The sequence below is a fragment of the Pantoea sp. RIT-PI-b genome (assembly GCF_001187905.1).
GTDB lineage: Bacteria > Pseudomonadota > Gammaproteobacteria > Enterobacterales > Enterobacteriaceae > Pantoea > Pantoea nemavictus.
In genome coordinates, this window is the sequence record NZ_LGIS01000016.1 from 1 (window position 1) to 25,695 (window position 25,695).

Consider the following 25,695-nt stretch of genomic DNA (forward strand, 5'->3'; position numbering starts at 1 on the left):
AAAGCTAAACTTTAATTCTAATTAGCCCTCAAAGCAGAGGGTTAGCTCTTTTATTAAAAGTTACTCTGACAACAATCGGACATCTCAGGTTTGCCTGAACCCGGTCATCTCTGCTTAGCTTCAACATTGATTTGTAACGGCTAAATCACGACGCTGCATTGCTGGCAAGGATCGCATTGATGTGGCTCTTCACCTCTGCATACTGACGTTGCTACATGAAAGTTACGTCGGGTTTGGCCACACAACACTTGCCTTAGAAAAGCTTCAGCAGGCAAACAAGCTGCAATTCAAGAGTTAAATGAATATCCAAGCCGTGTAGAAAACTCAACAGGCAAAGCAATTGTGTGGGTTTAAATCAGTGTCCATGCACCGTAAACCCAACCAACCGCACCACAATCGGGCGCACCACCAGAATGCAGACAAAAGCCGCGGGCATTGCAACCTGATACGCATTCATCACATTTTCCATGTAATGCGGCCCTACTCCAAACTCGGCGAAAGTAATGACTAAACTCATCAAAAACGCCATGATGGTCGCCATATAGAGAGCAAAGATGTAGGGTGTGGTGTGCTTTGGCAGGCGGATGCGGGCAGAATTTCTCGTGGTAGCTTCAGTCATTAACTTCTCCTTTTCAGTCGGGGTTAGCGCAACAGCGGCTAAACTATCAAGCTAATTGGGATGGCGGTAGCACGCATCTGCTTTAATCATTACTTAATAAAAGTGACGAATCAGGCGCTGGAGATAGTATGGATTTGCTGGGGTTAATCGGGACGTTTATTCGTGTGGTGGAGAATGGCAGTATTGCTGCGGCGGCGCGCGCCAAAGGGATGAGCCCGGCGGCGGTAAGCCAGAGTATTTCTCGTCTGGAACAACACCTCGGCGTGCGTTTGCTATCACGCACTACCCGCAGCATGGCGTTAACCGAAAGTGGTAAACGCTATTTTGAGAAGGTTCGTCATATTCCTCAGGATATCGATCTCGCCTCGCAGGCGGCGGCCATTGAAACGAAACCGCAGGGTTCACTTTGCATCGCTACAACGGCCGCGTTTGGCCGCTACGTTCTGGCGCCATTGATGCCCGCTTTTAAGCACTCTTATCCCGATATCGATGTTGAACTGATTAGCACCGATCGTAATGTGGATCACCGGCTGGAGGGTATCGACGTCAGTATTCGCATTGAAGCACAGCTGAATGACCAACTGATCGCCCGAAAAATTGCTTCACTGCCATTTGTATTCTGCGCATCTCCAGGATATCTGCAGCGCGCGGGCATGCCTAAAACGCCCGAAGATCTTATCCAGCACGCCTGTCTGGTTTTCCGCTATCCCACAGATGGACGTTTTCTTCCCTGGACTTTTAGGGTTAATGGCCAATCGGTTAGCGCCAGGCTCAACCCTGAGTTTATTAGCGATGATATTGATATCATTGCAAAAATAGCAGTCAACGGCGGCGGCATTGCCCGTCTTGCAAGCTTTGTTGCTCAGCCATTGTTAGACAGCGGCCAATTGATCGCCTTGTTCGACACCGATCAAAGTGATGAAAATCGAGCGCAATCCTTACCGATGAATATCTTTGCCTGCGTCAACGAACGTTCGGCATTGAATGCCAAAGTAAGAGCATTCATCCAGTTTCTGGAACAGGCGATTGAGCAGCCCAGTCATTAGGCATTGTCTCATGCGTTTACACTTTTTAACGCTCTGCTTTTTCACCGTGACTATGCTGTGTCAGGGCTTATTGTGCCCTGCTAACTAGAAAGGAAGGAATCCAGATGCGTAAGTTTTCATTCATCGTGCTCACTGCCGGTTTATTGTTGTCTGTTACATCCCAGGTTGAAGCTAAAGGCTGCCTGAAAGGCGCTGCGGTCGGCGGCGTTGCCGGTCATATGGCGCATCATGGCGTTGCGGGTGCGGCGGCGGGTTGCGCTGTGGGTCACCATATGGCCAACAAGAAACAGAAAGAAGCGGATAGCAAACAGCAGCAGTCGAAGTAAGTTTTTATAACGCGTCGCTCAACGGCCCATCCACATCGCGCTGGATGGGCCGCTTTAATGTTGATGCCTGGCAATTACCCGTAGTTGTTACTCTTTGCTTTTCTCAGCGTTGCTTAAACCCTGCGCGGCAAATATCAGAGCTAAGTGGCTCAGTCCCTGCGGCATATTGCCCCGCCATGACTGGCTACGGACATCATACATTTCATTGAAAATATCGACGTTACCGCGACGATTGAGCTGCGCCAAAATCTCTTTCATCATCTCTTCCGCACCAGCGCCATCCCCCATCGCCGCCCAGGCTTCTACCATCCAGAACGAACATGCCAGGAAGGTGCTCTCTTCGCGATCCACGCCGCTGTAACGATAGAGCATCGCGCCGTTATTGCCCAGCTCGCGACGGATCACGCGGTAGGTTGCGCGCATTCTTTCCGGATTAACACTGTTGCCGTAGTGATGCATCAGCGTTAGCGCGGCATCCACCTGCTCATCGCTACCGACATAAAAGGTATAGCTCTGCAGTTTTTCCGACCAGCAATGGCATTCAATCCACTGACTGATACGGTCACGCTCGCGCTTCCAGCGTTCAACCCAGGTAGGTTCGATGTATTTTCGCTCGGCTAAAATCACCGCGCGATCCAGCGCCAGCCAGCACGCCATCTTCGAATGGGTGTAATGTTGCTCCTCCGGCAACTCCCAAATGCCAGAATCCTTTTGGCGCCAGCTATCCGCACAGCAGTTAGCCAGCTCACCCAGCAAGCGCGCAGTGGTGAGATCCAATACGTGCCCGGCTTCCACAAAGCCCTGCGCCGTGGCCAGCATATCGCCATACATGCTGAGTTGAATCTGATCGCGCGCGTTATTGCCAACGCGTACCGGTTGCGAATCCTGATATCCGCGCAGTGCTGGAAAGCGCTCTTCAGGGACGATATCGCCTTCCAGCGTATAGCAGGCACGCAACCTGACGCCGTGATCGATAATGGTTTTAGTGAGCCAGGAAAACGCGGCCTTACAATCTTCCAGCGCGCCGAGGCAAATGAACGCTTTAATGATCAGACAGGCATCGCGCACCCACGCGTAGCGGTAATCGTAATTCTTCTCTTTACCGATGCCTTCGGGTAGCGAAGTGGTTGCCGCGGCTGCCAGTGCGCCCGTTGGGGAGTACCACAGGAATTTTAACGATAGCGCTGAACGTATGACTAATGACGAATAACGGCCGCTGTAGCTCAGACTGTTGACCCAGTCGCGCCAGGCTGTGTCGCTGGTGTCAATGCGCCCATCAATGGCCTTCATGTCCGGTACCGCCAGCGGCTCTTTTTCCGTTACCAGCAAAGCGCAAAGTAAACGAGCACCTTTACTCACGGTTAAGGTGCCACTAATCCGTTCATCGTCGACGTGGTCGAGGATGATCTCTTCGCTGGTACGCAGCATCGCCATCAAATCGGCAATGTGATACACCTTGCCTTGCGCACTGTCAGCAATCCACGGCGAGCGCGTCTCGGCGGCAGTGGCAAACCGCAGCGTAATTTTTAAGGTGACTTCCCCCTCCAGCCCATCAATACGCCTGGCCAGCTCGCTCCAGGGTAAGCGCCCTGCCAGCGTGCTGTTAATCGACTCGGTCAGCAGTACCGATCCGCTCTCGGTATCGTAACGGGTCTCCAGCACATTACTGTTTTCGCGATAATTGCGCGTCACCCGATAATCCGCCAGCGGCACGATCTGAAAGAACCCGCCAATCTGCGGGTCAAGGATCTGGTCAAACAGGGGTTTGGAATCAAGATTGGGAGCGCACCACCAGTCAATCGAACCATCCGGCGCGATGAGCGCAACCGATCTGCCCTCCCCGATGGCCGCATAGTCGCCCAGTCCGGCGAATCCTTCGCTACGTTGTGGATTTAAATATTGCTGATTTTCCAAAATGGTTTTCCTGAATTGCATAAAAGTGAAGTGGTCAAACCCTGCGGCCACGCAATTAAGCCCGCATCAATCCTGGCAGAAAATTCGGATTTCATTCAGGTCATTGCTTGTCGAAATATATAGCCAATACAGTAGTCACCCATATAAACCACTTTAAGTAACGCGTGACAGGATTATTATTTAGCGAGAGGCGCTAAAGATATTTCTTAAAAACTCGGCCATTCTCGACTTTCAAATAATTGCTGCTAAACCTGAAGAGGTAATAATAGTTTCGGCGGAGATGACGAATGAAAAAGATATGGATTGGTGTAACGCTAGCGGCGGCGATCAGTTGTTCAGTGATGGCATCTCAGGGTGTTTTCGAGGTGAAGCCGGTGATGGCCCAGCATAGCAGCCACTTGCCGTCTAACTGATGAGTAAAGGGCGGAATTCACGTTCCGCCCTTAGCTGTCTACGCCGCCACGGTCAGGGCTTTTTTACTGCGTGACCAGACACGGTGCGACGCCATTACCGAAAGGAAATCTGCCATAAAGGTCCCTTCTGCTTTAACGTCTTCGACCAAACCTTCTTCTGCCTCATTATCCTGCACGTTGAACTGCGCTTTGAACCGGCGCGCGTCACCGCTAAGACCAATGGGTTTGAGATGCTTGTAAGCCTCGAGCAGGAAATAACGCGCATCGCCGCTCAGCAGTAAGGCGTCAATGTTGCCATCGGGAACTATTACCGCATCAAACGTCAGTGATGGAAGCCCGCTAAAAGTGGCATCAATTGGCAGCACTGAGCCATCATCCGCCAACACCTGCCCCATATGCGCCGCCAGAATTTTGGCATGCACGCCCTGCGCTTTCAGCGCCTGAAGCACCGCCAGCACATCGGCTGCTTTTGCGCCATCGCTGAGCAACAAAGCGACCTGACGCCCTTTGATGTCACCGCTCGGTTGCGCATAAAGACTCAAACTGTCGTCTTTTTTCAGACCGTTAACATCTTTTGGCGGCGCCGTGTTCAGCTGCTCATCACTCAGTTTCAGCCCCAGATTTTTCGCTACGCCTTCGGCCAGCGTGACGTCGATCTGCAGCAGATGATCAACCACGCGCTCACGGATATACGGTCGCGCCACCTTACTTAACTCAAATGAATACGCGCCGATGATGTGCTGCTGCTCTTCAGGCGTCTGGCTCAGCCAAAACAGTCTTGGCTGCGAATAATACTCGCCAAACGATGGGCTACGTTCGCGCACCTTGCTGCCTTCCACCCGCTCTTGGTAACTCTCAAATCCGCCCGCTTTGGCTGCCGGTGGCACTTCGCGTGGCCAGTTATTATTGATGGAGTTGGGTTCGTAATTGGCCGGATTGGTGTCGATTTCCGTGCGATGCATGCCCTGGCGCTGGAAGTTGTGGTAAGGACAAACCGGGCGATTAATCGGGATCTCATGGAAGTTCGGACCGCCAAGTCGACTGATTTGCGTATCGGTATAGGAGAACAAACGTCCTTGCAGCAGCGGATCGTTGGTGAAGTCCAGCCCCGGCACAATGTGGCCTGGGTGGAACGCCACCTGCTCGGTTTCAGCAAAGAAGTTATCCGGATTGCGATTCAGGACCATTTTGCCCACCAGCTCGACCGGAACCAACTCTTCTGGAATCAGTTTGGTCGCATCCAGAATATCGAAATCGAATTTAAATTCGTCCTCCTCCGGGATCAGCTGCAGGCCTAACTCATATTCCGGGAAATCGCCGGCTTCGATGGCTTCCCACAGATCGCGGCGATGGAAATCCGGATCGCGCCCGGTGAGTTTCTGCGCTTCATCCCACAGCAGCGAGGCTTTACCCGCTACCGGTTTCCAGTGGAAACGCACGAAGGTGGCTTTACCCTCAGCGTTGATCAAGCGGAAAGTATGAATACCAAAGCCTTCCATGGTGCGATAACTGCGTGGGATACCGCGATCGGACATCGCCCAGATCACGTTATGCAGCGTTTCAGGCTGCAGCGACACATAATCCCAGAAGGTGTCGTGCGCGCTCTGCCCTTGCGGAATTTCATTGTGCGGCTCAGGTTTCACCGCATGCACAAAGTCCGGGAATTTATGCGCATCCTGGATGAAAAACACCGGCGTATTGTTGCCGACCAAATCAAACACGCCCTCATCGGTATAGAACTTGGTGGCAAATCCACGGATATCGCGCACGGTGTCCGCCGAACCGGCGCCGCCCTGCACAGTGGAAAAACGCACAAAGACTGGTGTGGCTTTGTCGGGGTCGCTGAGAAAACCCGCTTTAGTCAGCGCTTCCAGCGAACGATAAGGCTGGAAGTAGCCGTGTGCGGCAGAACCGCGCGCATGCACGATACGTTCAGGAATGCGTTCATGGTCAAAATGCGTGATTTTTTCACGCATGATGAAGTCTTCCAGCAGCGTCGGCCCACGCGCGCCGGCAGTCAGCGAATTCTGATCGTTGGCAATGCGCGTGCCCTGATTCGTGGTTAGCCCAGCGTTTTCACCATTCTTGCGGTATTCATTCAGCTGATCGAGCTTATCGTTTTTAATCTCTGGCGCTTTCAGGCTGCCGGGCGCAGTGGGTTGTTTTCCCGGCGGCGTCGGTTCGGCGGCAGGTTTGTGTCCGCCATCTTTAGGCGCTAAGTCACCTAATCCCGGTTGAGAGGTTTCTGGCCCCTTATGTGGCGCGGTATGTTCTAAATTTTGTTCTTTTTTATCTTTCGACATGTCACATGCTCCTCCAGTTAAGACCCTATTAACTGTAGAGCAAAATTTCACTTAAATAGCCGCTTCACTTTTAAATCATGCGCAAAGGGATAATTAGTCTCAATTTAAACTGAAGTAATTTTAAGCGAGGCGCTTAATTAACGCGCGATAACGCCAACATATCGCCCTAAATAACCGCTTCGGTTTATTTTTAATTATCTATTTCGCCGAAAAATTCACCTTATAAGGGCTTATCAGCGACTAGCAGAGATTCCGGATAATTCTTTTGCAAATGCCGACTATGCTTATCTCTCTATAACCATACAAAAACAGGTTCTATCCTGATTTCTCTTTTCATTTACTGGAGATTTGGCATGAGCAGCCATAGCGCATCAGTGACTCTGCGAGTTAATGGCGTACGCCAGCAACTCGACGTCGATACCCGCACCACGCTGCTGGATGCCCTGCGTGAGCATCTGCACCTAACCGGCAGCAAAAAAGGTTGCGACCACGGCCAATGCGGTGCCTGCACGGTGATCGTCAACGGGCGGCGCATCAATTCTTGCCTGACGTTGGCGGTGATGCAGCAGGATGCCGACGTCACCACCATTGAGGGCCTCGGCAATCCTGACCAGTTGCATCCGCTGCAAACCGCATTCATCGACCACGACGGCTATCAATGCGGTTACTGCACGCCGGGGCAAATCTGTTCTTCGTTGGCGGTGCTGGAGGAGATCAAAGCGGGTATTCCCAGCCACGTGACCCACGATCTGGTCTCGGCACCGCCACTCTCCGCTGACGAAATTCGCGAGCGGATGAGCGGCAATATCTGCCGCTGTGGCGCCTATGCCAACATCCTGGCGGCAATTGAGGAGTATGCGGAGGGACAAACGCCATGAAAGCCTTCAGCTACCAACGTGTGAAAACCGCCGCCGAAGCGGCTGCCAGTGCGCAGCAACACGCCGGTGCGAAATTTATCGCCGGCGGCACCAATCTGCTTGATCTGATGAAGCTGGAGATCGAAACCCCTGCTCATCTGATTGATGTCAACGGCCTTGAGCTGGATAAAATTGAAGCCACGGCGCAAGGTGGCTTGCGGATTGGTGCGCTGGTGCGTAATACCGATTTGGCGGCCGATGCCAGAGTCCGACGCGACTATGGCGTGTTAGCACGCGCCCTGCTGGCGGGTGCCTCTGGACAGTTACGCAATCAGGCCACCACGGCGGGCAATCTGCTGCAGCGTACGCGTTGCCCTTACTTCTACGACACCAATCAGCCCTGCAACAAGCGCGTGCCCGGTAGCGGCTGTGCTGCCCTTGATGGTTTCAGCCGTCAACATGCGGTGGTGGGCGTGAGCCCGGCCTGTATCGCCACTCATCCCAGCGACATGGCGGTGGCCATGCGCCTGCTGGATGCGGTGATTGAAACCGTCAGCCCGGACGGCACGGAACGCCAGATTCCGATTGCGGAGTTTTATCGTGCGCCAGGCACCACGCCACATCTGGAAACGGTGCTGAAACCCGGCGAGCTGATTGTCGCGGTGTGCTTACCCGCGCCGCTGGGTGGCACCCATATCTATCGCAAGGTGCGCGACCGCGCATCCTACGCCTTTGCTCTGGTCTCCGTGGCGGCAATCATTCAGCCCGATCGTTCGGGGCGCGTGGCGCTCGGTGGCGTAGCGCACCAGCCGTGGCGCATAGAGGCGGCTGACCATGCCTTAATCCAAGGTGCGCAGGCGGCAAGCGAACGGCTGTTCGCCAGCGCGCAGCCGACGGCGGAAAATGAATTCAAGATCATTCTGGCGAAGCGAACGCTTGCCTCGGTGTTAGCGGAAGCGAGGGGTTAACTGATGAAGTTCGAAAAGCCTGCAGGATCTAATCCCATCGATCAGCTTAAGGTGGTCGGTCAGCCGCTTAATCGTATCGATGGACCGCTTAAGACCTCCGGTCTGGCGCATTATGCTTACGAGTGGCATAGCGAAGCACCCGATGCCGCATATGGCTATGTGGTCGGCGCGCCTATCGCGAAAGGCAAAATCACGGCTATCGATGCTCACGCTGCTCAATGTGCGCCAGGAGTGCTTGCGGTAGTCACCGCAGAGAGTGCCGGCGAGCTGGGTAAAGGTGATAAAAATACCGCCCTGCTGCTGGCTGACGGCAACATTGAACACTATCACCAGGCGGTAGCGCTGGTGGTGGCTGAAACCTTTGAACAGGCACGCGCGGCAGCCAGTTTGGTGCAGGTGCAGTGTCAACGTGCAGAGGGCGCCTATGATCTCGCTGCCGAAAAAGCAGCGGTCACGTCGGCGCCTGAAGATCAACCGGATAAACGCGTCGGAGATTTTGAGCGGGCTTTCGCTGCTGCCGAGGTGACGCTGGACGCGCACTACACCACGCCGGATCAAAGCCATACCGCCATGGAACCGCATGCCTCGATGGCGCGCTGGACCGGCGATAAACTGACCGTCTGGACCTCAAACCAGATGATCGACTGGTGCCGTACCGATTTGGCCGCCACGCTCAATCTGCCGTTAGCAAACATCCGCATTATTTCGCCTTACATTGGCGGCGGCTTTGGCGGCAAGCTGTTCCTGCGCAGCGATGCGGTGCTGGCGGCATTAGGCGCGCGTGCTATCCAGCGTCCGGTTAAAGTGATGCTGCCGAGGCCGCTGATCGCCAATAACACCACCCATCGCCCGGCAACCATTCAGCATATCCGCATCGGCACCGATCACACCGGCCACATTACGGCGATTGCGCACGAGAGCTGGTCGGGCAATCTGCCAGATGGCACACCTGAAACCGCCGTGCAGCAGACCGAACTGCTGTACGCCGGCGCTAACCGTTTTACCGGCTTGCGTCTGGCGCAGCTCGATCTGCCCGAAGGTAACGCCATGCGTGCACCTGGCGAAGCGCCAGGACTGATGGCGCTGGAGATCGCCATTGATGAGATCGCAGAAAAAGTCGGCATCGATCCGGTTGCGTTTCGCATTCTTAACGATACCCAGGTGGATCCGGCACGTCCCGAACGCTTTTTCTCACGTCGCCAATTAGTTGAATGCCTGCAAACCGGCTCGGAGAGATTCGGCTGGCATCGCCGTCAGGCGCAACCGGCTACCGTTCGGGATGGCCGCTGGCTGGTTGGCATGGGCGTAGCGGCAGGCTTTCGTAACAACATGGTGACGACCTCAGGCGCACGCGTGCAGCTGGATGCGAGCGGCATCGTTACCGTTGAAACCGACATGACCGATATCGGTACCGGCAGCTACACCATTCTTGCGCAAACCGCGGCGGAGATGATGGGTGTGGCGATCGAACAGGTTGTCGTGCGGTTGGGCGATTCAAGTTTCCCTATCTCAGCCGGTTCCGGCGGGCAATGGGGAGCCAACACCTCAACCTCCGGCGTTTACGCCGCCTGCGTGAAGCTGCGCGAAGCGGTCGCTGCCCGGCTGGGATTTGATGCGCAAACGGCCACGTTCAGCGATGGCAGGGTACATGATGGCCAGCACAGCGCGTCGCTGGCCTCGGCTGCCGCAGAAGAGACCATTTCGGTGGAAGACAGCATTGAGTTTGGCGATCTGGATCAGCAGTTTCAGCAATCCACTTTTGCCGGGCATTTCGTCGAGGTGGGCGTCGATGTCGCCACCGGGGAAGTGCGCGTGCGACGCATGCTGGCGGTTTGCGCCGCCGGGCGCATTCTCAATCCTAAGACGGCGCGCAGCCAGGTAATCGGTGCCATGACGATGGGGCTGGGCGGCGCCTTGATGGAGGAGCTGATTGTCGATAAACGTCTGGGCTTTTTCGTCAATCACGATATGGCGGGCTACGAAGTGCGGGTTCATGCCGATATCCCTGAACAGGAAGTGACTTTCCTCGACGACACCGATCCGATCTCCTCGCCAATGAAAGCCAAAGGCGTGGGCGAACTGGGGTTATGTGGCGTTAGCGCGGCGATTGTGAATGCCATTTACAACGCTACTGGCGTGCGCGTGCGCGAATATCCGGTCACGCTGGATAAATTGCTGATGGGCCTTCCCGCTCTGGCCTAAACGTCCGCACAGGAGATGCAGCTTGCAACAGGTTTTGATTGATCAGGATGTGCAACCGCGGATAGAGCCGCAGCAGGCTTTGCAGACCGACGACAGTGCAGCCATTCTGCGGTATGCCGCTGAGGCACTCGACGCCGACCTCGCGGCGGTGCTGGTCACGCTGGTGGAGATTCGCGGCGGTGCGGCCAGAGCATTAGGTGCGCAGATGGTGGTGCGTGCAGATGGGCGCTATTGCGGCTACGTATCGGGTGGCTGCGTCGAAGCGGCGGCGGCTTACGAAGCGCTGGAAGTCATGGCCAGCGGCAAAGATCGCCTGGTCAGCTATGGCGAAGGATCGCCCTATCTGGATATTGTGCTGCCGTGTGGGGGCGGCATTACGCTGTTATTTCACCGCTTGCGCGCGGCCCAGCCGTTACATCAGGTGCTGGAATCGCTGGCACAGCGAAACCCCACCACGTTGTGTTATCACCCCTCCTTCCAGCGGCTCACTCGCGTTGACGCCGCGCAGCCGACCGGCTGGCAGGATGATGCCTTCATGATGCGCTATCAACCTAACACCCGCATTGTGGTGTATGGCCGTTCCGTTGAGGCGCAGGCAACCGCGTCCATTGCTCAGGCTGCTGGCTACGACGTGCAGTCCGGTGATGAAGTTAAGGCGCAGGCTATTGATGCGTTTACGGCGGTGATTCTGCTGTATCACGATCTCGATCGCGAGCTGCCGGCGTTATTAGCCGCACTACGATCCACGCCCTTCTATATCGGCGCGTTGGGCAGCCAGCGCACCCACGCCAGACGGGCAGAAAAATTGCTGGCGCTGGGCTGTAGCCCGTCGCAGATTGCGCGCATCAAAGCGCCCATCGGCATTTTCGCTCAGGCGCGGGATGCGCGCACGTTGGCGTTATCAATTATTGCCGATGTGGCTGCCGCGCGCCTTGAAGCGATTGATTAACCACGTTCACAGGCTATCGATATCCCGTTGCACCCGGGCATCTGCGGGCAAGCTCAGCAGCAGTTTAGGGTGCAACAGCGATCGCGCACCTTCATCACCGCGCAGCTGACGCAGCGCATCAGCAAATGCGTGGCTAAATCCGACCGGATGGCCGGGTTTAGCATCATGCGTCAGGCGCACCTGGGGTGCGCCCTGCTCCAGCGCGCGCCATACCTGCTGGTAATGTTCTGCAGCAATCCACGGCATATCACCCAACGCGATGATCCAACCCGACCAGATCCCGGTCATCGCTACCCCAGCGGCAATCGTTTCACCGCTGCCGCGACTGTCACAAACAATCAGCTGTACGCCAGCCTTAGCCGCATGCTGTTGCACCGCCTGATATTCCGGTCGCGTCACCAGCGCCACCGGCAGCCCGCTCAGCTTCGCCTCGACGATGACCGTTTCAATCACCGTGGTGGTCTGGTCGTCCAGCCTGGCGAGCAGCTTATTTCCGCTACCGCCGCTGGCGATATAGCGCGTTCCTTTCCCCGCGGCGAGGATCAGAATGCCGGGCGTTGCTGCTGTCATCGGTGTTTACCCTCTCGTCGCGTAATGCGTGCCGGTGCCATCATAGCCGCTTTTGCGAATCGGCATCGAATAACATCGCGCGGTCAGCATCCAGGGTCACCGGCAGGATATCGCCCGCCTGCGCGCCGGATCGCTGGGTGGTGAACAGCATGATGTCGTGCCCCAATAGGGAACCATGAATCAGTTCGGATAAACCGGTCGGTTCCACCAGCGATACCTCCAGCGGCAGCGTATCGGCGGTTCCCGCTGCAGCAATAGCGATATTCTCCGGGCGAATACCGTAAATCACAGCGCGTCCGCTCGGTTGCGCCGCCCAGTCAACATTCAGCGGCAGCTGCGCGCTGTCGCCGATACGCACGCCACCTTGAGCCATCACGCCCTGGATGAAGTTCATGGACGGTGAGCCGATAAAACTGGCAACAAACTTATTCGCCGGCGTGTCATACAGCTCCAGCGGCGTACCGACCTGCTGAATCACACCGTTGTTGAGCACCACGATGCGGTCAGCCAGCGTCATGGCTTCAACCTGATCGTGCGTGACGTAGACAATGGTGTTGTTCATCTGCTGATGCAGTTTCTTAATCTCGACGCGCATTTGCCCACGCAGCTGTGCATCAAGATTCGACAGTGGCTCATCGAACAGAAAAACCTGTGGCTGGCGCACAATGGCGCGTCCCATTGCCACGCGCTGACGCTGGCCGCCGGATAACTCTTTCGGTCGGCGATCGAGCAGATGCGTCAGGCTGAGAATATCCGCCGCGCGCTTCACTTTTTCTTCAATCTCCGCCCGTGGACGCTTCTGAATCTCCAGGCTGAAGCCCATATTGCGCGCCACCGTCAGGTGTGGATAGAGCGCGTAGCTTTGAAACACCATCGAGATATCACGATCTTTCGGTGCCACATCGTTCATCAGCTGATTACCGATGCGGATATCACCGCCGCTCGCCAGCTCCAGTCCGGCGATGGTGCGCAGCAGCGTAGATTTCCCGCAGCCGGAGGGGCCAACCAGCACCACGAATTCGCCATCTTTAATGGTGAGGTTAATATCGCGCAGGACTTCTACGTTGCCATAGCGCTTGTCGATCTGTTTGAGCGTAATTTCAGCCATCATTTACCCCTTAACCGCACCGGCGGTGAGTCCCTGAACCAGATAACGTTGAATAAAGGCGAAGAACAGACACGCGGGAATCAACGCTAATACCACCGCCGCCATCATTTCGCCCCACGAAACCGCGAACTTTGACACGAAACTCAGCAGCCCGACCGGGAAGGTCATCACTTCGTTTTTATTGATCAGCATCAGCGAGAACAGCAGTTCACTCCACGCGGCGGTGAACACAAAGCCCAGCGTGGCCGCCATGCCCGGCAGCGTTAATGGCATCAGTACGCGATACAGCGCCTGAAAACGGGTGCAGCCTTCCAGCATCGCCGACTCTTCCAGATCTTTCGGAATGGCATCGAAGAAGGACTGCATCAGAAACGTGGCAAACGGCACGTTGAACGCGGTGTAGATCAGAATCAGACCCAGCAAACTGTTGGTCAGGCCAAGCGGCGCCATCACCTTGTAGATCGGGGCAATGATCATCACCAGCGGGAACATCTGCGTAAACAGCAGCAGCCCGGCAATGAGCACTTTGCCGCGAAACTGAAAGCGGGAAAACGCGTAGCCGGCTGCGGCGGCAATCAGCGTGGTCAGCAGCGCGGTACTGAATGAAACAATCAGGCTGTTGCTGAAAAACGTGGGGAAATCGCTGTCGGTTAACACCTTGCGGAAGTGATCGAGCGTCACGCCGCTCGGTAGCAGCGTGACGCCTTGACTGAACAGCAATTTATCCGGCGTAACGGAGATTTTGATAATCCAGTAGAGCGGAAACAGCGCGAAGACCAGGTAAGCCGCAATGCTCAGACGATGCCCTATCAGCGGTAACAATCGCATGGTCGCTCCTTATTTCAACAGCTGATGGCGTATGCGCAGTAACACCAGCGCATAACAGGTCATCAGCAGTAACAGAAACACCGCCATCGCCGAGGCATAGCCGAAATCGAGCTTGCGATAGGCGGTGGTGAAGATGTAGCTGGAGAGAATCGAGGTCGAGCCTGCTGGCCCGCCGTCGGTCATCACCACAATCAGATCGGCGAAGTTGGCGATCCAGATGGTGCGTAACATCACGGTGATAGCAATCATCGGCGCGAGAAACGGCAGCGTCACGCGGCGAAACTGCTGCCAGCCGCTGGCGCCGTCAATCGATGCCGCTTCGTACAGATCTTTAGGGATCGATTGCAACGCCGCCAGCAGCGTAATGGCAAAGAACGGGATGCCAAACCAGACGTTGGCGATCACCGGTCCCCACATCGCCAGTTGCGGATCCGACAGAATGTTATAGGGCTCGCTCAGCACCCCCAAATCACTCAGCCACTGCGGCAGCGGCCCCACGACCGGATTGAGCAGCCATGACCAGGTCAGCCCGGAGAGAAACGCCGGCACCGCCCACGGCAAAAACACCAGCGCCTGCACCCAGCGACGCATGCGGAATTCACGATTGAGCAGCAACGCCAGCGCCAGGCCGAAGAAGAACTGCAACAACAGAGAACTCAGCGTCCAGTTCAACGTGTGGCCCAGCGCTTTAAAGAAGCGCCGGTCATCAAACATCTCGCTGAAGTTGTCCCAGCCTACCCAACCGGTTTCCAGCGGATTGAGCAGATTTATGCTCTGAAAGGCGTACGAGATGCCGATCGCCATCGGCACAAAGATAAACAGCGCGATCAGCAGTAGGCCCGGCGACAAGTACCACCACGGCTCAGCCAACCGCGTCCAGCGCAGGCGACGGGCGCGAGCAGTGCTGTTAGGCAGGGAAGCATCAAGCATCATATTTGAACTCCGCGTGTTCAGGGATTACTGGGTAGCCAGCCAGGCTTGCTGTTCTTTGCTGAGATATTTCGCCCAATCTTTCACCATGCTCTCGGTGTCGTTTTCTCCCAGCAGGGTTTCCTGGCTGCTCTCTTTCACAATCACCGAGTTAAAGTAGCCCCAGCCTTTGAGGTGGGTCGGCATGGTGAGCGGCACATAGTTAGGATCGTTCAGCTCTTTAAACCAGCCGGCGAACTGTGGCGTCTGATAGAACGGGTCCTGCTCGGCCCCTTTATAAATCGGCAATGTGCCAACGAATTTCGACCACGCCAGGTTGTTGGTTTTGTCACTGAGGAAGGTAATCAGCGGCCAGGCGAGATCCTTTTGCTTGCCCTGCTTGAACATCGACCAGCCGGTGTAGCCAATCGTCGGGAAGGCTTTACCTGATGGACCTACCGGCATCGGTGCTACGGCAAAATCATCAGCCGCCATGCTGTTTTTGATGGCGATCAGCGCATCCGGATCCTGATCGAGCATCGCGCACTTACCGGAGTAGAAGCCCGAGACGATCTCATTAAAGCCCCAGTTGACGCTGTCTTTCGAGGCGCCACCTTTTTGATACATATCCACCAGCAGCTGCGCACCTTTGATCGCGCCCGGCTGCGTCAGCGTGCTGTTGCCCTGTTTATCAAAGAACTCCGGCGAGCCATTCATCGCCGCCATAAACATCATCCAGGCGTTGGTGCCACCGACGCCGCCGCGCATGCAATAACCGCTGATGCCATTGCCTAACTGACTGATGCGCTGCGCATCGCTGGCGAACTCCTCCATGGTTTTCGGCGGCTCGCTCAGGCCTGCCTGCTGAAACAGTTTTTTATTCCAGAACAGCGCACGCAGATAAAAGCCGTACGGCACCATGGTGGCTTTACCGTTTGCGGCGCGCGCCATGGCCAAGGTTTTATCCGTCAGCTGCGACGTGGCATCCCAGCTTTTTAGGCGTGGTTCAAGGTCTTCCAGCATATTGTTGCTGGCATACAGGCCTTGCCAGGTGTCCGGCATCTCCACCACATCCGGCACCTGTCCGCTTTGCAACATGGTGCCAAGTTTTTCAAACGCCTGGCCCCACGGCAGGGAGATCAGTTCGATCTCGGTACCCGGATGCTGTGTCTTATATTCATCAAGCATTTTTTGCAGCAGCGCCGTGCGCGGCGGGCTGGTGATCACCTCCACTACCGTGAGTTTGGCGGCGAGGCTGCTCATGGCGGCACTTAGACCAACGGCTAAAACCAGCGCTTTCAGGGCAAAACGTGTTGTCATGACATTTCTCCAGTGATTGATTACGCGCGGTTAGCGCTGGCAAGGGCTTGCTGCAGATCGGCCCACAAATCGTCGGTCTCTTCCAGGCCCACCGAAATGCGGATCAGCCGTGGCGAGACGCCAAAATCGACCGCCGAGTTAAATTCATTGGCCTGATTGATCACCGAGATCGCCGGCATCACCAGGCTTTCAAATCCGCCCCAGCTCACGCCCATATGGAACAGTTCCAGCGCGTTACACAGCTGCGGAATATCCACTTGCTCAGCCACCTCGAAGGCGAACAGACCGCTGTAACCGCGCAGCGTGGACCACGGCTGTGGGTGCAATCCCGGATGGCACACCGCCGTTACCAGTGGATGTTCAGCCAGTTTTTGCGCAAGGGTGAGCGCACTGTGATGATGCTGCTTCATACGTAACGGCAAGGTGCGCAGGCCGCGCATCAGCAGCGACGCTTCATGTGCCGACAGCTTGCCGCCAAGGTAAGGACTGATAGAACGGGTAATGTTGTTGATGAGCAGCTGACTGGCGATAACCACGCCGGCGACCACATCACTGTGGCCGCTGATGTATTTCGATGCCGAGTGCACCACGATATCGATACCGCACAGCAGCGGCTGCTGGAAAATGGGCGACGCCCAGCTGTTATCAATGATGCTAATTACGCCGGCTTCACGCGCCAGCCCGGCGAGCTTATGCAGGTTTTGTTCACTCATTATCCAGCTGGACGGGCTCTCCAGATACAGCAGGCTGGCGTCGCTCAACGCGGCGCGAATTGCGGCCTCATCATCGCCATCAACAAATTCGGTAACAATGCCGAAGCGCTGACAGAAGCCACGCAAGAAGCGGTAGGTATCGGGATAAACGTGATTAACACACACCACTTTCTGCCCCGGCACCACCACACTGAGAATGGCATTGCTGATCGCCGCCATGCCGCTGCCAAAGGCCAGGCAGGCTTCGCCGCCTTCCAGCGCGGCCATTTTCTCCTGCAGCGCCTTTACCGTCGGATTATCGACGCGCGAATAGAGTGGCTGATCGCTCTCGCCGCGAAAGCGCGCAATCATGCTGTCGTAATCGCTGAAGGTGAACAGCGAGGATTGGTAAATCGGCGTGGTCACCGCGCCGTTTTCATGGCGCCGATCGTGGGTAAGCAGCGTTTGCTGGGCAAGCGGTTTATCGTTTGGCATTAATCACATCCTTCATGTCGCGTTCGGTGATATCGAGAATTTGATGGCAGATAGCGCGTGCCGCCGCGCAATCGCGCTGGCGGATGGCGTTAAAGAGTTCGCGGTGCAGTGGGAAAGAGTCAGAAAACAGCGCCTGTTCCGGTGGGGATTCGAAAAAGGCGTGAAACGAGTCATAGATGCCGTTGAGCATTTGCAGCAGCAGTGGATTACCCGCCGCGCGATAGATACTGGCATGAAATGCCCAGTCTTCTGGCCCGGCTGAGCCAATCGCCAGATGCACCCGTTCCATCTCCTCCAGGCGCTGCTCAATGGCATGCAGGTCTTCTGTCGTCGCTCGCTGGGCGGCAAGCACGCAGGATTCAGATTCGATAATGCGGCGCACTTCCAGCGCATGCAGCATGTTGGTTGAGTCATTTTTAAAGCGCAGCGATAAAAAGCTGTCATTAATGCCGACCTCAGCCTGCAGAAAGGTGCCGCTGCCCTTCTTGCGCAGAATAATGCCTAACGCTTCCCAACGTTTTAGCGCCTCCCGCACCGTATTGCGGCTCACGCCAAGCTTCTCTGCCAGCACCCGCTCAGGCGGCAAACGGCTGCCGGGCTGTGCACCGGACTGCGCCATATAACGCGTGAGCGCATCAAGAATCAGCGTGTCGCTGCGCGGGGTGGAAATAGGATGAAGCTCAACCGGTATCTGCATGGCATTGCCTTAATTGGTCCAACATCTCTACCAATCGATTAGCAACCGCCGTGCCATATTTTCAGGTGCATGAAATAAATGAAATTTGTTAGCGGTAATAAGCGCAGGTTATGCATTTTGCCGGTGCAAAAGGGTGAGATCTGCACCAGATAAGGACGCACAAGTGGAATGAGTTTAATAAGCGAAGCGTTAATCGCTGGCTATTATTGAGGGAAAGTCTGAAGTGAAATGGGTGATATTGCAGAGTTAAACAGGCTATTTTTTGCAGCGGCGCGATTTATGCATAATCAAATAAATTGCACCGCTGGTGTAATGTTTCCGCCACCACTTACCAATGGTTGCTATTACGACTCGCATCAACCTGGCCAGGCAGCGTTTCCAAATCACATTGGCTAGTGAAGGTTTGCGCAATCTTACCTGACGCTAAGGGTGCAACCGTACGCAATTTCATGGCGCGATTAACTTTAGGTAACCACTCTTCGAAATGTTTGCAGTAGGTATCCGCCAGATGCTTATCATGTGTGCGGCCCAGGAAGAGCTTGCTCTTGCTAAGACGACTCAAATCGGTGGCATATATTTCATAAAATTCGCCGCACTGCGCCATTTCGATTGCGGTGAAATGCATATGCGGCCAAAAGCTGACCTTTGCTTCAAAATTGCTGTAGTTCATCTAATTATCACTTATTTTTGGGGGTTGGATCTTGCCAGTTAAACCTGGTCTGTCCAGTTATCATAACCCAATTACCGTGGTGTGTTACTGTCAGATTAATCCTGATTCAGGAAAAAACATCTTCTTAAAGCCAATATGTTAATTTTACGATTATCTTCCTCGCAATATTAAATACCGGCATCGTCCGGCGTTCGCCCGACGACAATCTGCAGCGCACTGCGTAAACACTCCTGCAGAGCGCGGTCTTGCGTGCTTTCCAGTTCAGCAATAAGATGCATAATAATGTTCTTATTGGTGACGCTCTTCTTGTCCGCAATCAGGGTTCGAATAACCGAGCCGAGAATTTCAGCCTCGGATTTTAAATGCACTGAACCACAGTTAAAATAGCTAACAAAATCGGTGCTAATATTATTTTTTTGCATGACTGCTCCCTGGTAAATTAATACCAGTATTAAGTGGAGTGCTAATTAAATCAAAATCGTCGTGAACGGCGTGAATACGGCGTTTTCTGTTCAGTTAAGACATTCAGGCACCGTTAAGCGGACGTCGCGCTTAGCAGTGGTTCGAAGGTTTTTTAACAACCGAATAGGTGGTAATAGGAGGAAAATATTTTTTAAGAAGTAGAAAGTATCTATCAAGAGAGCCTGCTGAAAGTAAGTATATTTTGAGGTTTAGCACGAAGGATATTTTCTCTTTCGCGCCGGATGACAAAAATATACAAATGCACATTGAGAGTACAGAATTATCTTTGTAAAAAAACGCTGCTAATTTAAGCAGTTAAAATAAAGTCATCCAGAACAGTCAGTTGCGTGATAGTTAGAGAGCAAAGAGAATTGTAAATTAGTCACAAATAATGATTATTACTCCTTTGGAGTTAAGCCGGTTCTCCGCCATTAAATTGCAGAAGCGCGAATTACTGCGCCTCTGCAATACCCTTTATGGTGTTACCGTATCTCCCGCTACCGTCTCGCTTAATTGCTGACTCTCTTTCTCTTCGCGGAACTTCAGGCGATCCCATACACGGAAGAATGGGTAGTAGATCACCAGCGAAATCGTTAGATTGACCACCTGCAGCACGGTGCCGGAAATATGCCCGCCGGTTGCCAGATACCCGCTAACGAAAATCGGCGTGGTAAATGGCAGCGCAATACCGGCGGGAGGCGCAACTAAACCGCTGCTCATCGCGGCCCAGGAGACAATGACTAACACCACCGGCGTCAAAATAAAGGGCAGGAACAGATACGGGTTCATCACCAGCGGAATACCGAACACCAGAGGTTCGCTAATATTGAACAGCGCGGCTGGTGCGGCAATCTTACCCAGTTGCTTCATCTGACGACTGCGTGCGCGGATCAGCATAAAAATTACCAGCCCCAGCAACGCACCGGTACCGCCCGGTGCAATCCATAAATCATAAAATTGCTGAGTGAAGATGTGTGGGATCGGTTGGTTGTGTTGAAACGCCTCAAGATTTTCACTCATGTTCGACAACCAAACCGGCTGAATAAACACCAGCACAATGGCATCGCCGTGCAATCCCAACGTCCACAGAATACCAATCAGCAATACTGAGAAAATCATTCCAGGCAGCGTACCGCCGACGTGATGCATCGGCAAACCAATGACGGTGGCAATCAGATTGTTGATATCGCCAAACGGCGATGCCTCCACCACCAGACGAATCACCAGCACCACCGCCAGCACGCAGAAACCAGGCACCAGCGCGAGGAAGGATTTCGCTACCGCGGGCGGCACGCCTTCTGGCATCTTAATCACCAGATTACGGCCATGCACAAAGCGGTAAATTTCGGTTGAAAGCAGCGCAATCACAATTGCGACAAACAATCCCTGGCTGCCAATCAACGAAATTGGCAGCACGCCCGTCACCAACTGCGTGGGCGCACCTTCAACGGGAGCGAACAGCGTTTGCTGCGGAATGGTCATCACAAATGCTACTAAGGCCATCGCCCCGCTGGTCAGCGGATCGAGGGTGCGGTATTTTTCCGCCAGGCGATAGGCAATACCGAAGCTGGAGATTAGCGCCATGATGTCGTAGGTGGCGCGCACCGGATACAGCAGTTTGTTGCGCCACGTGTCGCCAAACAGATCCGCCATCAAATGGCCCCATGCCGGAATCGGCAAATAGGCGAAGATCAGGAAGAAACTACCAATGAGCATAAACGGCATATTAAGAATAATGCCGTCACGCACGGAGAGCACATGCTTCTGACCGGCAACTTTCAGCGCGGCGGGCAAGACATAACGGTCTATAAAAGTATGGTTAGACATAGGTATACCTCTGGCTCAATGGCGCAACGGACTATGGCGTGGCGAACTGCGGCAGCCACGGCTGATTCAGGGTGAGCACTTCTTCCAGCAACGCCTCGGCCGTGGTGACATCACCGACCAACGGGTTGCCAACCAGCGCCAGCAGCGCCTGCTGTCGATCGCCATGCACCGCTGCTTCAATGGTTAAGCGCTCAAAGGATTTGATTTGTTGCGTCAGGCCATTCATCAGCGGTGGCAGTTCACCAAATACCAGCGGATGAGCGCCCTGAGCATCCACCAGGCAATTGACTTCCACCACCGCATCCTCTGGCAGACCATGAATCGCGCCCGCATTACGGCAGTTCACTACCAAATTTTTGCCGCTGTTGTTGTGAATGGCGCTGATCAGATCGACCGCCACTTCCGAGTAATATGCACCGCCACGAAAACTGAGCTGCTCCGGTTTATGCGCCAGCTGCGAGTCGGCATACAGGGCAAACAGCTCGGCTTCCACTTTCATCACCTGCTCGGCGCGCGTGCCTTCATGCCCGTTTTGCGCTTTCTCCTGCTCCTCCGCCAGCATTTGCGGTGTTTGCCAGTAGTAACGATGATACGGGCACGGAATGGCCTTGAGGGCTCGCAGGAACTGCGGTGACCACGGCATATCTTTGATGTTATTCATGGTTAGCGATTGGCCGTCGCACAGCTGCTCAATCACCTGGGCGGTAACATCCTCACCGCGACACGTCACCTGATGTACCCACACCAGATGATTCAGCCCAGCAAAGCGCAGCTGCACATCATCCCAAGGCGCGTCGAGCATGCTGGCAATCATGTGATGCATGTTGACCGGCACGTTACACAGGCCAATGATCTTCGCCTTGCTATAGCGCGATACCGCTTCGGTAACGATGCCTGCCGGATTGGTGAAGTTAATAATAAAAGCATCAGGCGCCAGCGCTTCGACTTTGCGCGCAATGTTGAGCATCACCGGAATGGTGCGCAGCGCTTTCGCAAAACCCCCAACGCCGGTGGTTTCCTGCCCGAGGCGACCATATTTTAGTCCTAGCCGCTCATCCGCAGCGCGCGCGGCTAACTGGCCAACGCGCAGCTGCGTCAGGACAAAACTGGCGCCACGTATCGCCTCATCCAGTGCAAAATGCACGCTGACTTTTACCTGTTCCAGTCCGTTTTGCTGCAGCATACGACGCGTAAGATCGGCAATAATCTCGACCTTTTCACGCCCCTGCTCCACATCCACCAGCGCCAGTTCGGTGACCGGCAATTGCGCATAACGATTGATAATCCCTTCTACCAGCTCCGGTGAATAGCTGCTGCCACCACCAATAATTGCCATCTTAAGCATCTATTCCTCCTGCCGCAGTGCGGCGGTAGAGTTCAATGATTTCGCCCGCCAGATCCTGTATCAACATGGCGTTCATCAGATGATCCTGGGCATGCACCAGGATCAGGGTTACCGGCAGTTTGCCGCTGCCTTCATCCAGACTTATCAACGCGGTTTGCTGCTGATGCGCAGCGCTGATGCTCGCGTTCGCTGCCGCCAGCTGCTGCTGTGCTTCGCTAAACAGCCCTTCCCGCGCCAGACGCAGCGCGCTGATTGCTGCGCTGCGCGCCGCACCGGCCTGCACCAACAGCAGCATAATTGCTTCTTCAAACTCGATTGCCACGGTTTCAGACATGCAAAATCCCCCACAGCACTGGGCCGTGTCATATCAGTCGGATTGGGTAAAACGGAAGGTTAGGAGGCGTGTAACGCCAGCGCTTTATCGAGCACCTGCTCGCCACGCATCATGCCGTAATCCATCATGTCGATGACGGCAACAGATTTGCCCAGCGGTGCGGCGATGGCGCTAAGTCTGGGCGCTTCAAACTGGACCTGTGGGCCCAGCAAAACTACGTCGGCATCCGGCAGAATACGTTCAAACTCCGCTACCGGTACCGCTTTGATATCAATTTTCAGCCCGCGTCCTAGCGCGGCGCTCTGCATTTTATTAACCAGCATGCTGGTCGACATACCTGCAGCACAGCAAAGTACGATGCGCATATCTTCTCCTCCGATTATTCGTCATGGGCATTTAAGACCTGTCTCAGAGAGGCTGTAAAGTGGTTGGGGGCAGAGGGTTTCTAATGAAAAAGATTTTAAGCATTAATATTCAATTGTTTAATCATTAAAACGACATGAAAATATTTTTCATCAGTGTGATCTTAACCGTAATTTAACATTTAAAAAGCCGATTAATTGCTTAATAGCCTTCCGAAAAGATGAAAAAAACCTCAACATGAAAAATAATTTCATGCATGATGGGCATTCGCTATTGAGGAAGTGATGATCTGATGGATATTGTCTGGCAGTTGCGGCAGCAGTCGGAGCGCGCGGATGCGCCGGAATCGAAACTGGCGCGTTTTATTCTGGCAAACCTAAAAGCCAGTGTGCACGTCACCATGGATGACCTTGCCGCACAGGCGGGCGTCAGCCAGGAAGTGCTGCGTCGCTTTGCGGCGTCGGCGGGTTGTCGCGATCTCGATGATTTTTTGCATCAGGTGCGTAAAGCGAGCCAGCAGCAGGACAGTGAATTTATTGCCGTCATCCGTCAGCGGCATGCCTCGCTCAGTCAGCAGGAGAAGCGCGTCGCCGAAACGATTTTGGGCGACACGGCGTTTGCGGCTTCGGCCACCATCGAGCAGCTCGCCACACGCGCCGAGGTGAGCGCCGCCACCATCACCCGCTTTGCTCGTTCACTGGGTTGCGAAGATATCCGCGATTTACGCATGCGATTGGCACAGGCTTCGCAGTTACGTAGCACCCGCGGCATTGCACCACTTGAGGCAATCAATCAGGCACTGATGCAGCAATACGCGCTGGCAGACACCACCACCTGGCAGCGTGCGGCGGATACGTTGCGCCGGGCCAGAAGCGTATTACTGATTGGTGCATCGGGGCCACAAACGCCGCTGGTGGCTGAAGTTCATCAGCGACTGCATCAGGCCGGATTGGCTATTGCCTGGATTCAGGATGACAATCTGCTCAGCATGACGCTGAGTCGTTTGCAGCCGGATGACCTCCTGCTGATTCTCGCGCCTGCCGCCGTAAACAGCCACATGCTCAGTGCGGTACACCATGCGCATATTCAAAAAACAACGGTGATTGCGCTCTGTTCAGCATCGCTGGATCTCGCCAGTCAGGCTGATATCTGGCTACCGCTGCCCGCTACGGAAAATGCGCGTCGCTACGGTATTTTATTTGCGCTGGATCGGCTGGAAGCTGGACTGCAAGACATTCTGTAGTTGGTAAAAAAAGAGGCGATAATTCGCCCCCTTCACGCTTACTGCAACGCCGTTAAAATCTGCATCGCGGCTTTTACCCGCTCAGTGTTCGGGTAATTTTTATTGGCCAGCATGACGATACCTAACTGCTTCTCTGGGATAAAGGCGACATAAGCGCCGAAGCCGCCAGTGGCGCCGGTCTTGTGTACCCATGATGCGTTCACGCGCGGATGTGGCCTGGCATCTAATACCGGCTGCGCGCCGAGCGCTACCTTATTGTCTGCGCCCTTCTCAGTCATTGCTGCCTGACCTGGCCAATCCAGCATTTCCCAGCCCAATCCCTGATAGAGAGCCGCGGTGCGGTAAAAACGCGTTTGCGCTAGCTCGAGAGCCTGCTGCAAAGTTTTGTCCTCAACCTGCTGCGGATCCATATTGGCCTGCATCCAGCGCGCCATATCTTTTATCGACGATTTTACGCCATAGGCTTCGGCGTCCAGCATGCCAGGCGAAACGCGCACCGGCTTGCCGTCGCGATAGCCCCATGCATACCGTTTTTGCTCTTTTTGCGGCACGCTGATAAAGGTGTGATCGAGCTTCAGCGGCGTCAACACGCGTTGTTGCATCGCCTGTTCAAATGACAGCCCGCTGGGTTTCACCGCCAGTAAACCAAACAGACCGATGCTGCTATTGGCATATTGTCGGGTGGCGCCGGGCTGCCATTGCGGCTGCCACTGTTGATAGAAATTCACCAACTTATCTTCGTCAGTGACCGCATCGGGAACCTGTAACGGCAGGCCGCCTGCGGTATAGGTCGCCAGTTGCAGCAGCGTGATAGGACGCCACTGCGGTGCATTAAGTGCCGGCCAGTATGTGTTAGCAGCATCGCTAAGCTTAATTTCGCCTTTGGTTACGGCCACGCCGCCCAAGACACCGGTGAAGGTTTTACTTACCGATCCGAGTTCAAACAGCGTGTCTGTCGTAACCGGAAGCGGGTGTTGTATATCTGCCAGGCCCCAGGTGAAAAAGTAAGGCTGGCCTTTCACTATCACCGCTACGGCCATGCCGGGAATCGCTTGCTGTTGCATTAAGGGTTTGATGGTTTGGCTCACGCTGGCTTCAACCTCAGGTTGGGCGGCCATGCTGATTGCGCTAACCGATGCCAGCAGCGTCGCTAGCAGGGTGCGAGAAATCAATTTCATATTATTAGTCTTCCGGGTGGTTATTTCGCCTGCAGTTTGCCCAATTTGACAGCGGGC

25 protein-coding genes are annotated in these 25,695 nt (G+C 54.7%); 8 read left to right on the top strand and 17 right to left on the bottom strand.

Annotated features, from left to right (window positions below; translation table 11 throughout):
* Positions 1-355: 355 nt before the first annotated feature.
* The gene (locus tag AC790_RS09670; RefSeq protein WP_049851613.1) at positions 356-619 is read right to left on the bottom strand and encodes a DUF2798 domain-containing protein; all 264 of its coding nucleotides are present in this window, start codon (positions 617-619) and stop codon (positions 356-358) included.
* Positions 620-747: 128 nt separating this feature from the next.
* On the opposite strand from AC790_RS09670, the gene AC790_RS09675 reads away from it, so the two are divergent.
* Together AC790_RS09675 and AC790_RS09680 are read left to right on the top strand one after the other, a co-directional pair.
* Complete coding sequence (locus AC790_RS09675; protein WP_049851614.1) at positions 748-1,665, top strand: LysR family transcriptional regulator; 918 nt, start codon at positions 748-750, stop codon at positions 1,663-1,665.
* A gap of 104 nt (positions 1,666-1,769) precedes the next feature.
* Positions 1,770-1,991: a hypothetical protein gene (locus tag AC790_RS09680; RefSeq protein WP_049851615.1), complete on the top strand. Its 222-nt coding sequence runs from the start codon at positions 1,770-1,772 to the stop codon at positions 1,989-1,991.
* 87 nt (positions 1,992-2,078) lie between these two features.
* Here the strand turns inward: AC790_RS09680 and AC790_RS09685 are convergent, their stop codons facing one another.
* On the bottom strand, positions 2,079-3,926 hold the full coding sequence (locus AC790_RS09685) for a glycoside hydrolase family 15 protein (RefSeq protein ID WP_369817600.1): 1,848 nt from the start codon (positions 3,924-3,926) through the stop codon (positions 2,079-2,081).
* A gap of 266 nt (positions 3,927-4,192) precedes the next feature.
* Here AC790_RS09685 and AC790_RS25230 point away from each other — a divergent pair, with 266 nt between their 5' ends.
* A complete protein-coding gene (locus AC790_RS25230; RefSeq protein ID WP_255351265.1) occupies positions 4,193-4,318 on the top strand; it encodes a hypothetical protein in 126 nt (41 codons plus the stop codon).
* A 38-nt stretch (positions 4,319-4,356) separates the two neighbouring features.
* Here the strand turns inward: AC790_RS25230 and katE are convergent, their stop codons facing one another.
* Entirely contained in the window at positions 4,357-6,621 is a 2,265-nt protein-coding gene (katE, locus tag AC790_RS09690) for a catalase HPII (RefSeq protein ID WP_049851617.1), read from the bottom strand.
* Positions 6,622-6,974: 353 nt separating this feature from the next.
* Between katE and paoA the strand changes: the two genes are divergently transcribed.
* From paoA to AC790_RS09710, 4 genes are read left to right on the top strand one after another with little or no spacing between them, the layout of a single operon-like run.
* Entirely contained in the window at positions 6,975-7,499 is a 525-nt protein-coding gene (gene paoA, locus AC790_RS09695) for an aldehyde dehydrogenase iron-sulfur subunit PaoA (protein WP_009127993.1), read from the top strand.
* Entirely contained in the window at positions 7,496-8,446 is a 951-nt protein-coding gene (locus tag AC790_RS09700; protein ID WP_049851618.1) for a xanthine dehydrogenase family protein subunit M, read from the top strand. Before paoA ends, AC790_RS09700 begins: the two co-directional genes overlap by 4 nt.
* A gap of 3 nt (positions 8,447-8,449) precedes the next feature.
* Positions 8,450-10,648 carry an aldehyde oxidoreductase molybdenum-binding subunit PaoC gene (gene paoC, locus AC790_RS09705; protein WP_049851619.1) on the top strand — a complete coding sequence of 733 codons (2,199 nt, stop codon included), beginning with the start codon at positions 8,450-8,452 and terminating at the stop codon, positions 10,646-10,648.
* Between the two features lie 22 nt (positions 10,649-10,670).
* Positions 10,671-11,597 carry an XdhC family protein gene (locus AC790_RS09710; protein ID WP_049851620.1) on the top strand — a complete coding sequence of 309 codons (927 nt, stop codon included), beginning with the start codon at positions 10,671-10,673 and terminating at the stop codon, positions 11,595-11,597.
* A gap of 6 nt (positions 11,598-11,603) precedes the next feature.
* Here AC790_RS09710 and AC790_RS09715 read toward each other — a convergent pair whose 3' ends face one another.
* The 13 genes from AC790_RS09715 to AC790_RS09775 form a co-directional block, all read right to left on the bottom strand.
* The gene (locus AC790_RS09715; RefSeq protein WP_049851621.1) at positions 11,604-12,167 is read right to left on the bottom strand and encodes a nucleotidyltransferase family protein; all 564 of its coding nucleotides are present in this window, start codon (positions 12,165-12,167) and stop codon (positions 11,604-11,606) included.
* A 40-nt stretch (positions 12,168-12,207) separates the two neighbouring features.
* Positions 12,208-13,275, bottom strand: coding sequence for an ABC transporter ATP-binding protein (locus AC790_RS09720; protein ID WP_049851726.1), 1,068 nt, complete (start codon positions 13,273-13,275; stop codon positions 12,208-12,210).
* Between the two features lie 3 nt (positions 13,276-13,278).
* On the bottom strand, positions 13,279-14,103 hold the full coding sequence (locus AC790_RS09725; protein WP_049851622.1) for a carbohydrate ABC transporter permease: 825 nt from the start codon (positions 14,101-14,103) through the stop codon (positions 13,279-13,281).
* Positions 14,104-14,112: 9 nt separating this feature from the next.
* On the bottom strand, positions 14,113-15,036 hold the full coding sequence (locus AC790_RS09730) for a carbohydrate ABC transporter permease (RefSeq protein ID WP_049851623.1): 924 nt from the start codon (positions 15,034-15,036) through the stop codon (positions 14,113-14,115).
* 24 nt (positions 15,037-15,060) lie between these two features.
* Complete coding sequence (locus AC790_RS09735; protein ID WP_049851624.1) at positions 15,061-16,332, bottom strand: sugar ABC transporter substrate-binding protein; 1,272 nt, start codon at positions 16,330-16,332, stop codon at positions 15,061-15,063.
* 20 nt (positions 16,333-16,352) lie between these two features.
* Positions 16,353-17,519 carry a PLP-dependent transferase gene (locus AC790_RS09740; protein ID WP_049851625.1) on the bottom strand — a complete coding sequence of 389 codons (1,167 nt, stop codon included), beginning with the start codon at positions 17,517-17,519 and terminating at the stop codon, positions 16,353-16,355.
* The gene (locus AC790_RS09745; protein WP_009128014.1) at positions 17,506-18,216 is read right to left on the bottom strand and encodes a FadR/GntR family transcriptional regulator; all 711 of its coding nucleotides are present in this window, start codon (positions 18,214-18,216) and stop codon (positions 17,506-17,508) included. The genes AC790_RS09740 and AC790_RS09745 overlap by 14 nt, the downstream gene beginning before the upstream one ends.
* A gap of 328 nt (positions 18,217-18,544) precedes the next feature.
* Positions 18,545-18,886 (bottom strand): hypothetical protein, encoded by a 342-nt coding sequence (locus AC790_RS09750; protein WP_049851626.1) that lies wholly within the window; start codon positions 18,884-18,886, stop codon positions 18,545-18,547.
* A 167-nt stretch (positions 18,887-19,053) separates the two neighbouring features.
* The gene (locus AC790_RS09755) at positions 19,054-19,308 is read right to left on the bottom strand and encodes a biofilm development regulator YmgB/AriR family protein (protein ID WP_049851627.1); all 255 of its coding nucleotides are present in this window, start codon (positions 19,306-19,308) and stop codon (positions 19,054-19,056) included.
* A 514-nt stretch (positions 19,309-19,822) separates the two neighbouring features.
* Positions 19,823-21,175 carry a PTS cellobiose transporter subunit IIC gene (gene celB, locus AC790_RS09760; protein ID WP_049851628.1) on the bottom strand — a complete coding sequence of 451 codons (1,353 nt, stop codon included), beginning with the start codon at positions 21,173-21,175 and terminating at the stop codon, positions 19,823-19,825.
* Positions 21,176-21,206: 31 nt separating this feature from the next.
* Positions 21,207-22,520, bottom strand: coding sequence for a 6-phospho-beta-glucosidase (locus tag AC790_RS09765; protein ID WP_049851629.1), 1,314 nt, complete (start codon positions 22,518-22,520; stop codon positions 21,207-21,209).
* Positions 22,513-22,854: a PTS lactose/cellobiose transporter subunit IIA gene (locus AC790_RS09770; RefSeq protein ID WP_049851630.1), complete on the bottom strand. Its 342-nt coding sequence runs from the start codon at positions 22,852-22,854 to the stop codon at positions 22,513-22,515. The genes AC790_RS09765 and AC790_RS09770 overlap by 8 nt, the downstream gene beginning before the upstream one ends.
* Positions 22,855-22,913: 59 nt before the next feature.
* Positions 22,914-23,219 carry a PTS sugar transporter subunit IIB gene (locus AC790_RS09775; protein WP_049851631.1) on the bottom strand — a complete coding sequence of 102 codons (306 nt, stop codon included), beginning with the start codon at positions 23,217-23,219 and terminating at the stop codon, positions 22,914-22,916.
* 290 nt (positions 23,220-23,509) lie between these two features.
* Between AC790_RS09775 and AC790_RS09780 the strand changes: the two genes are divergently transcribed.
* Positions 23,510-24,460, top strand: a complete 951-nt coding sequence (locus tag AC790_RS09780; RefSeq protein ID WP_049851632.1) for a MurR/RpiR family transcriptional regulator — start codon at positions 23,510-23,512, stop codon at positions 24,458-24,460.
* Between the two features lie 38 nt (positions 24,461-24,498).
* Here AC790_RS09780 and ampC read toward each other — a convergent pair whose 3' ends face one another.
* A complete protein-coding gene (gene ampC, locus AC790_RS09785; protein WP_072093416.1) occupies positions 24,499-25,638 on the bottom strand; it encodes a class C beta-lactamase in 1,140 nt (379 codons plus the stop codon).
* Between the last annotated feature and the right edge of the window lie 57 nt (positions 25,639-25,695).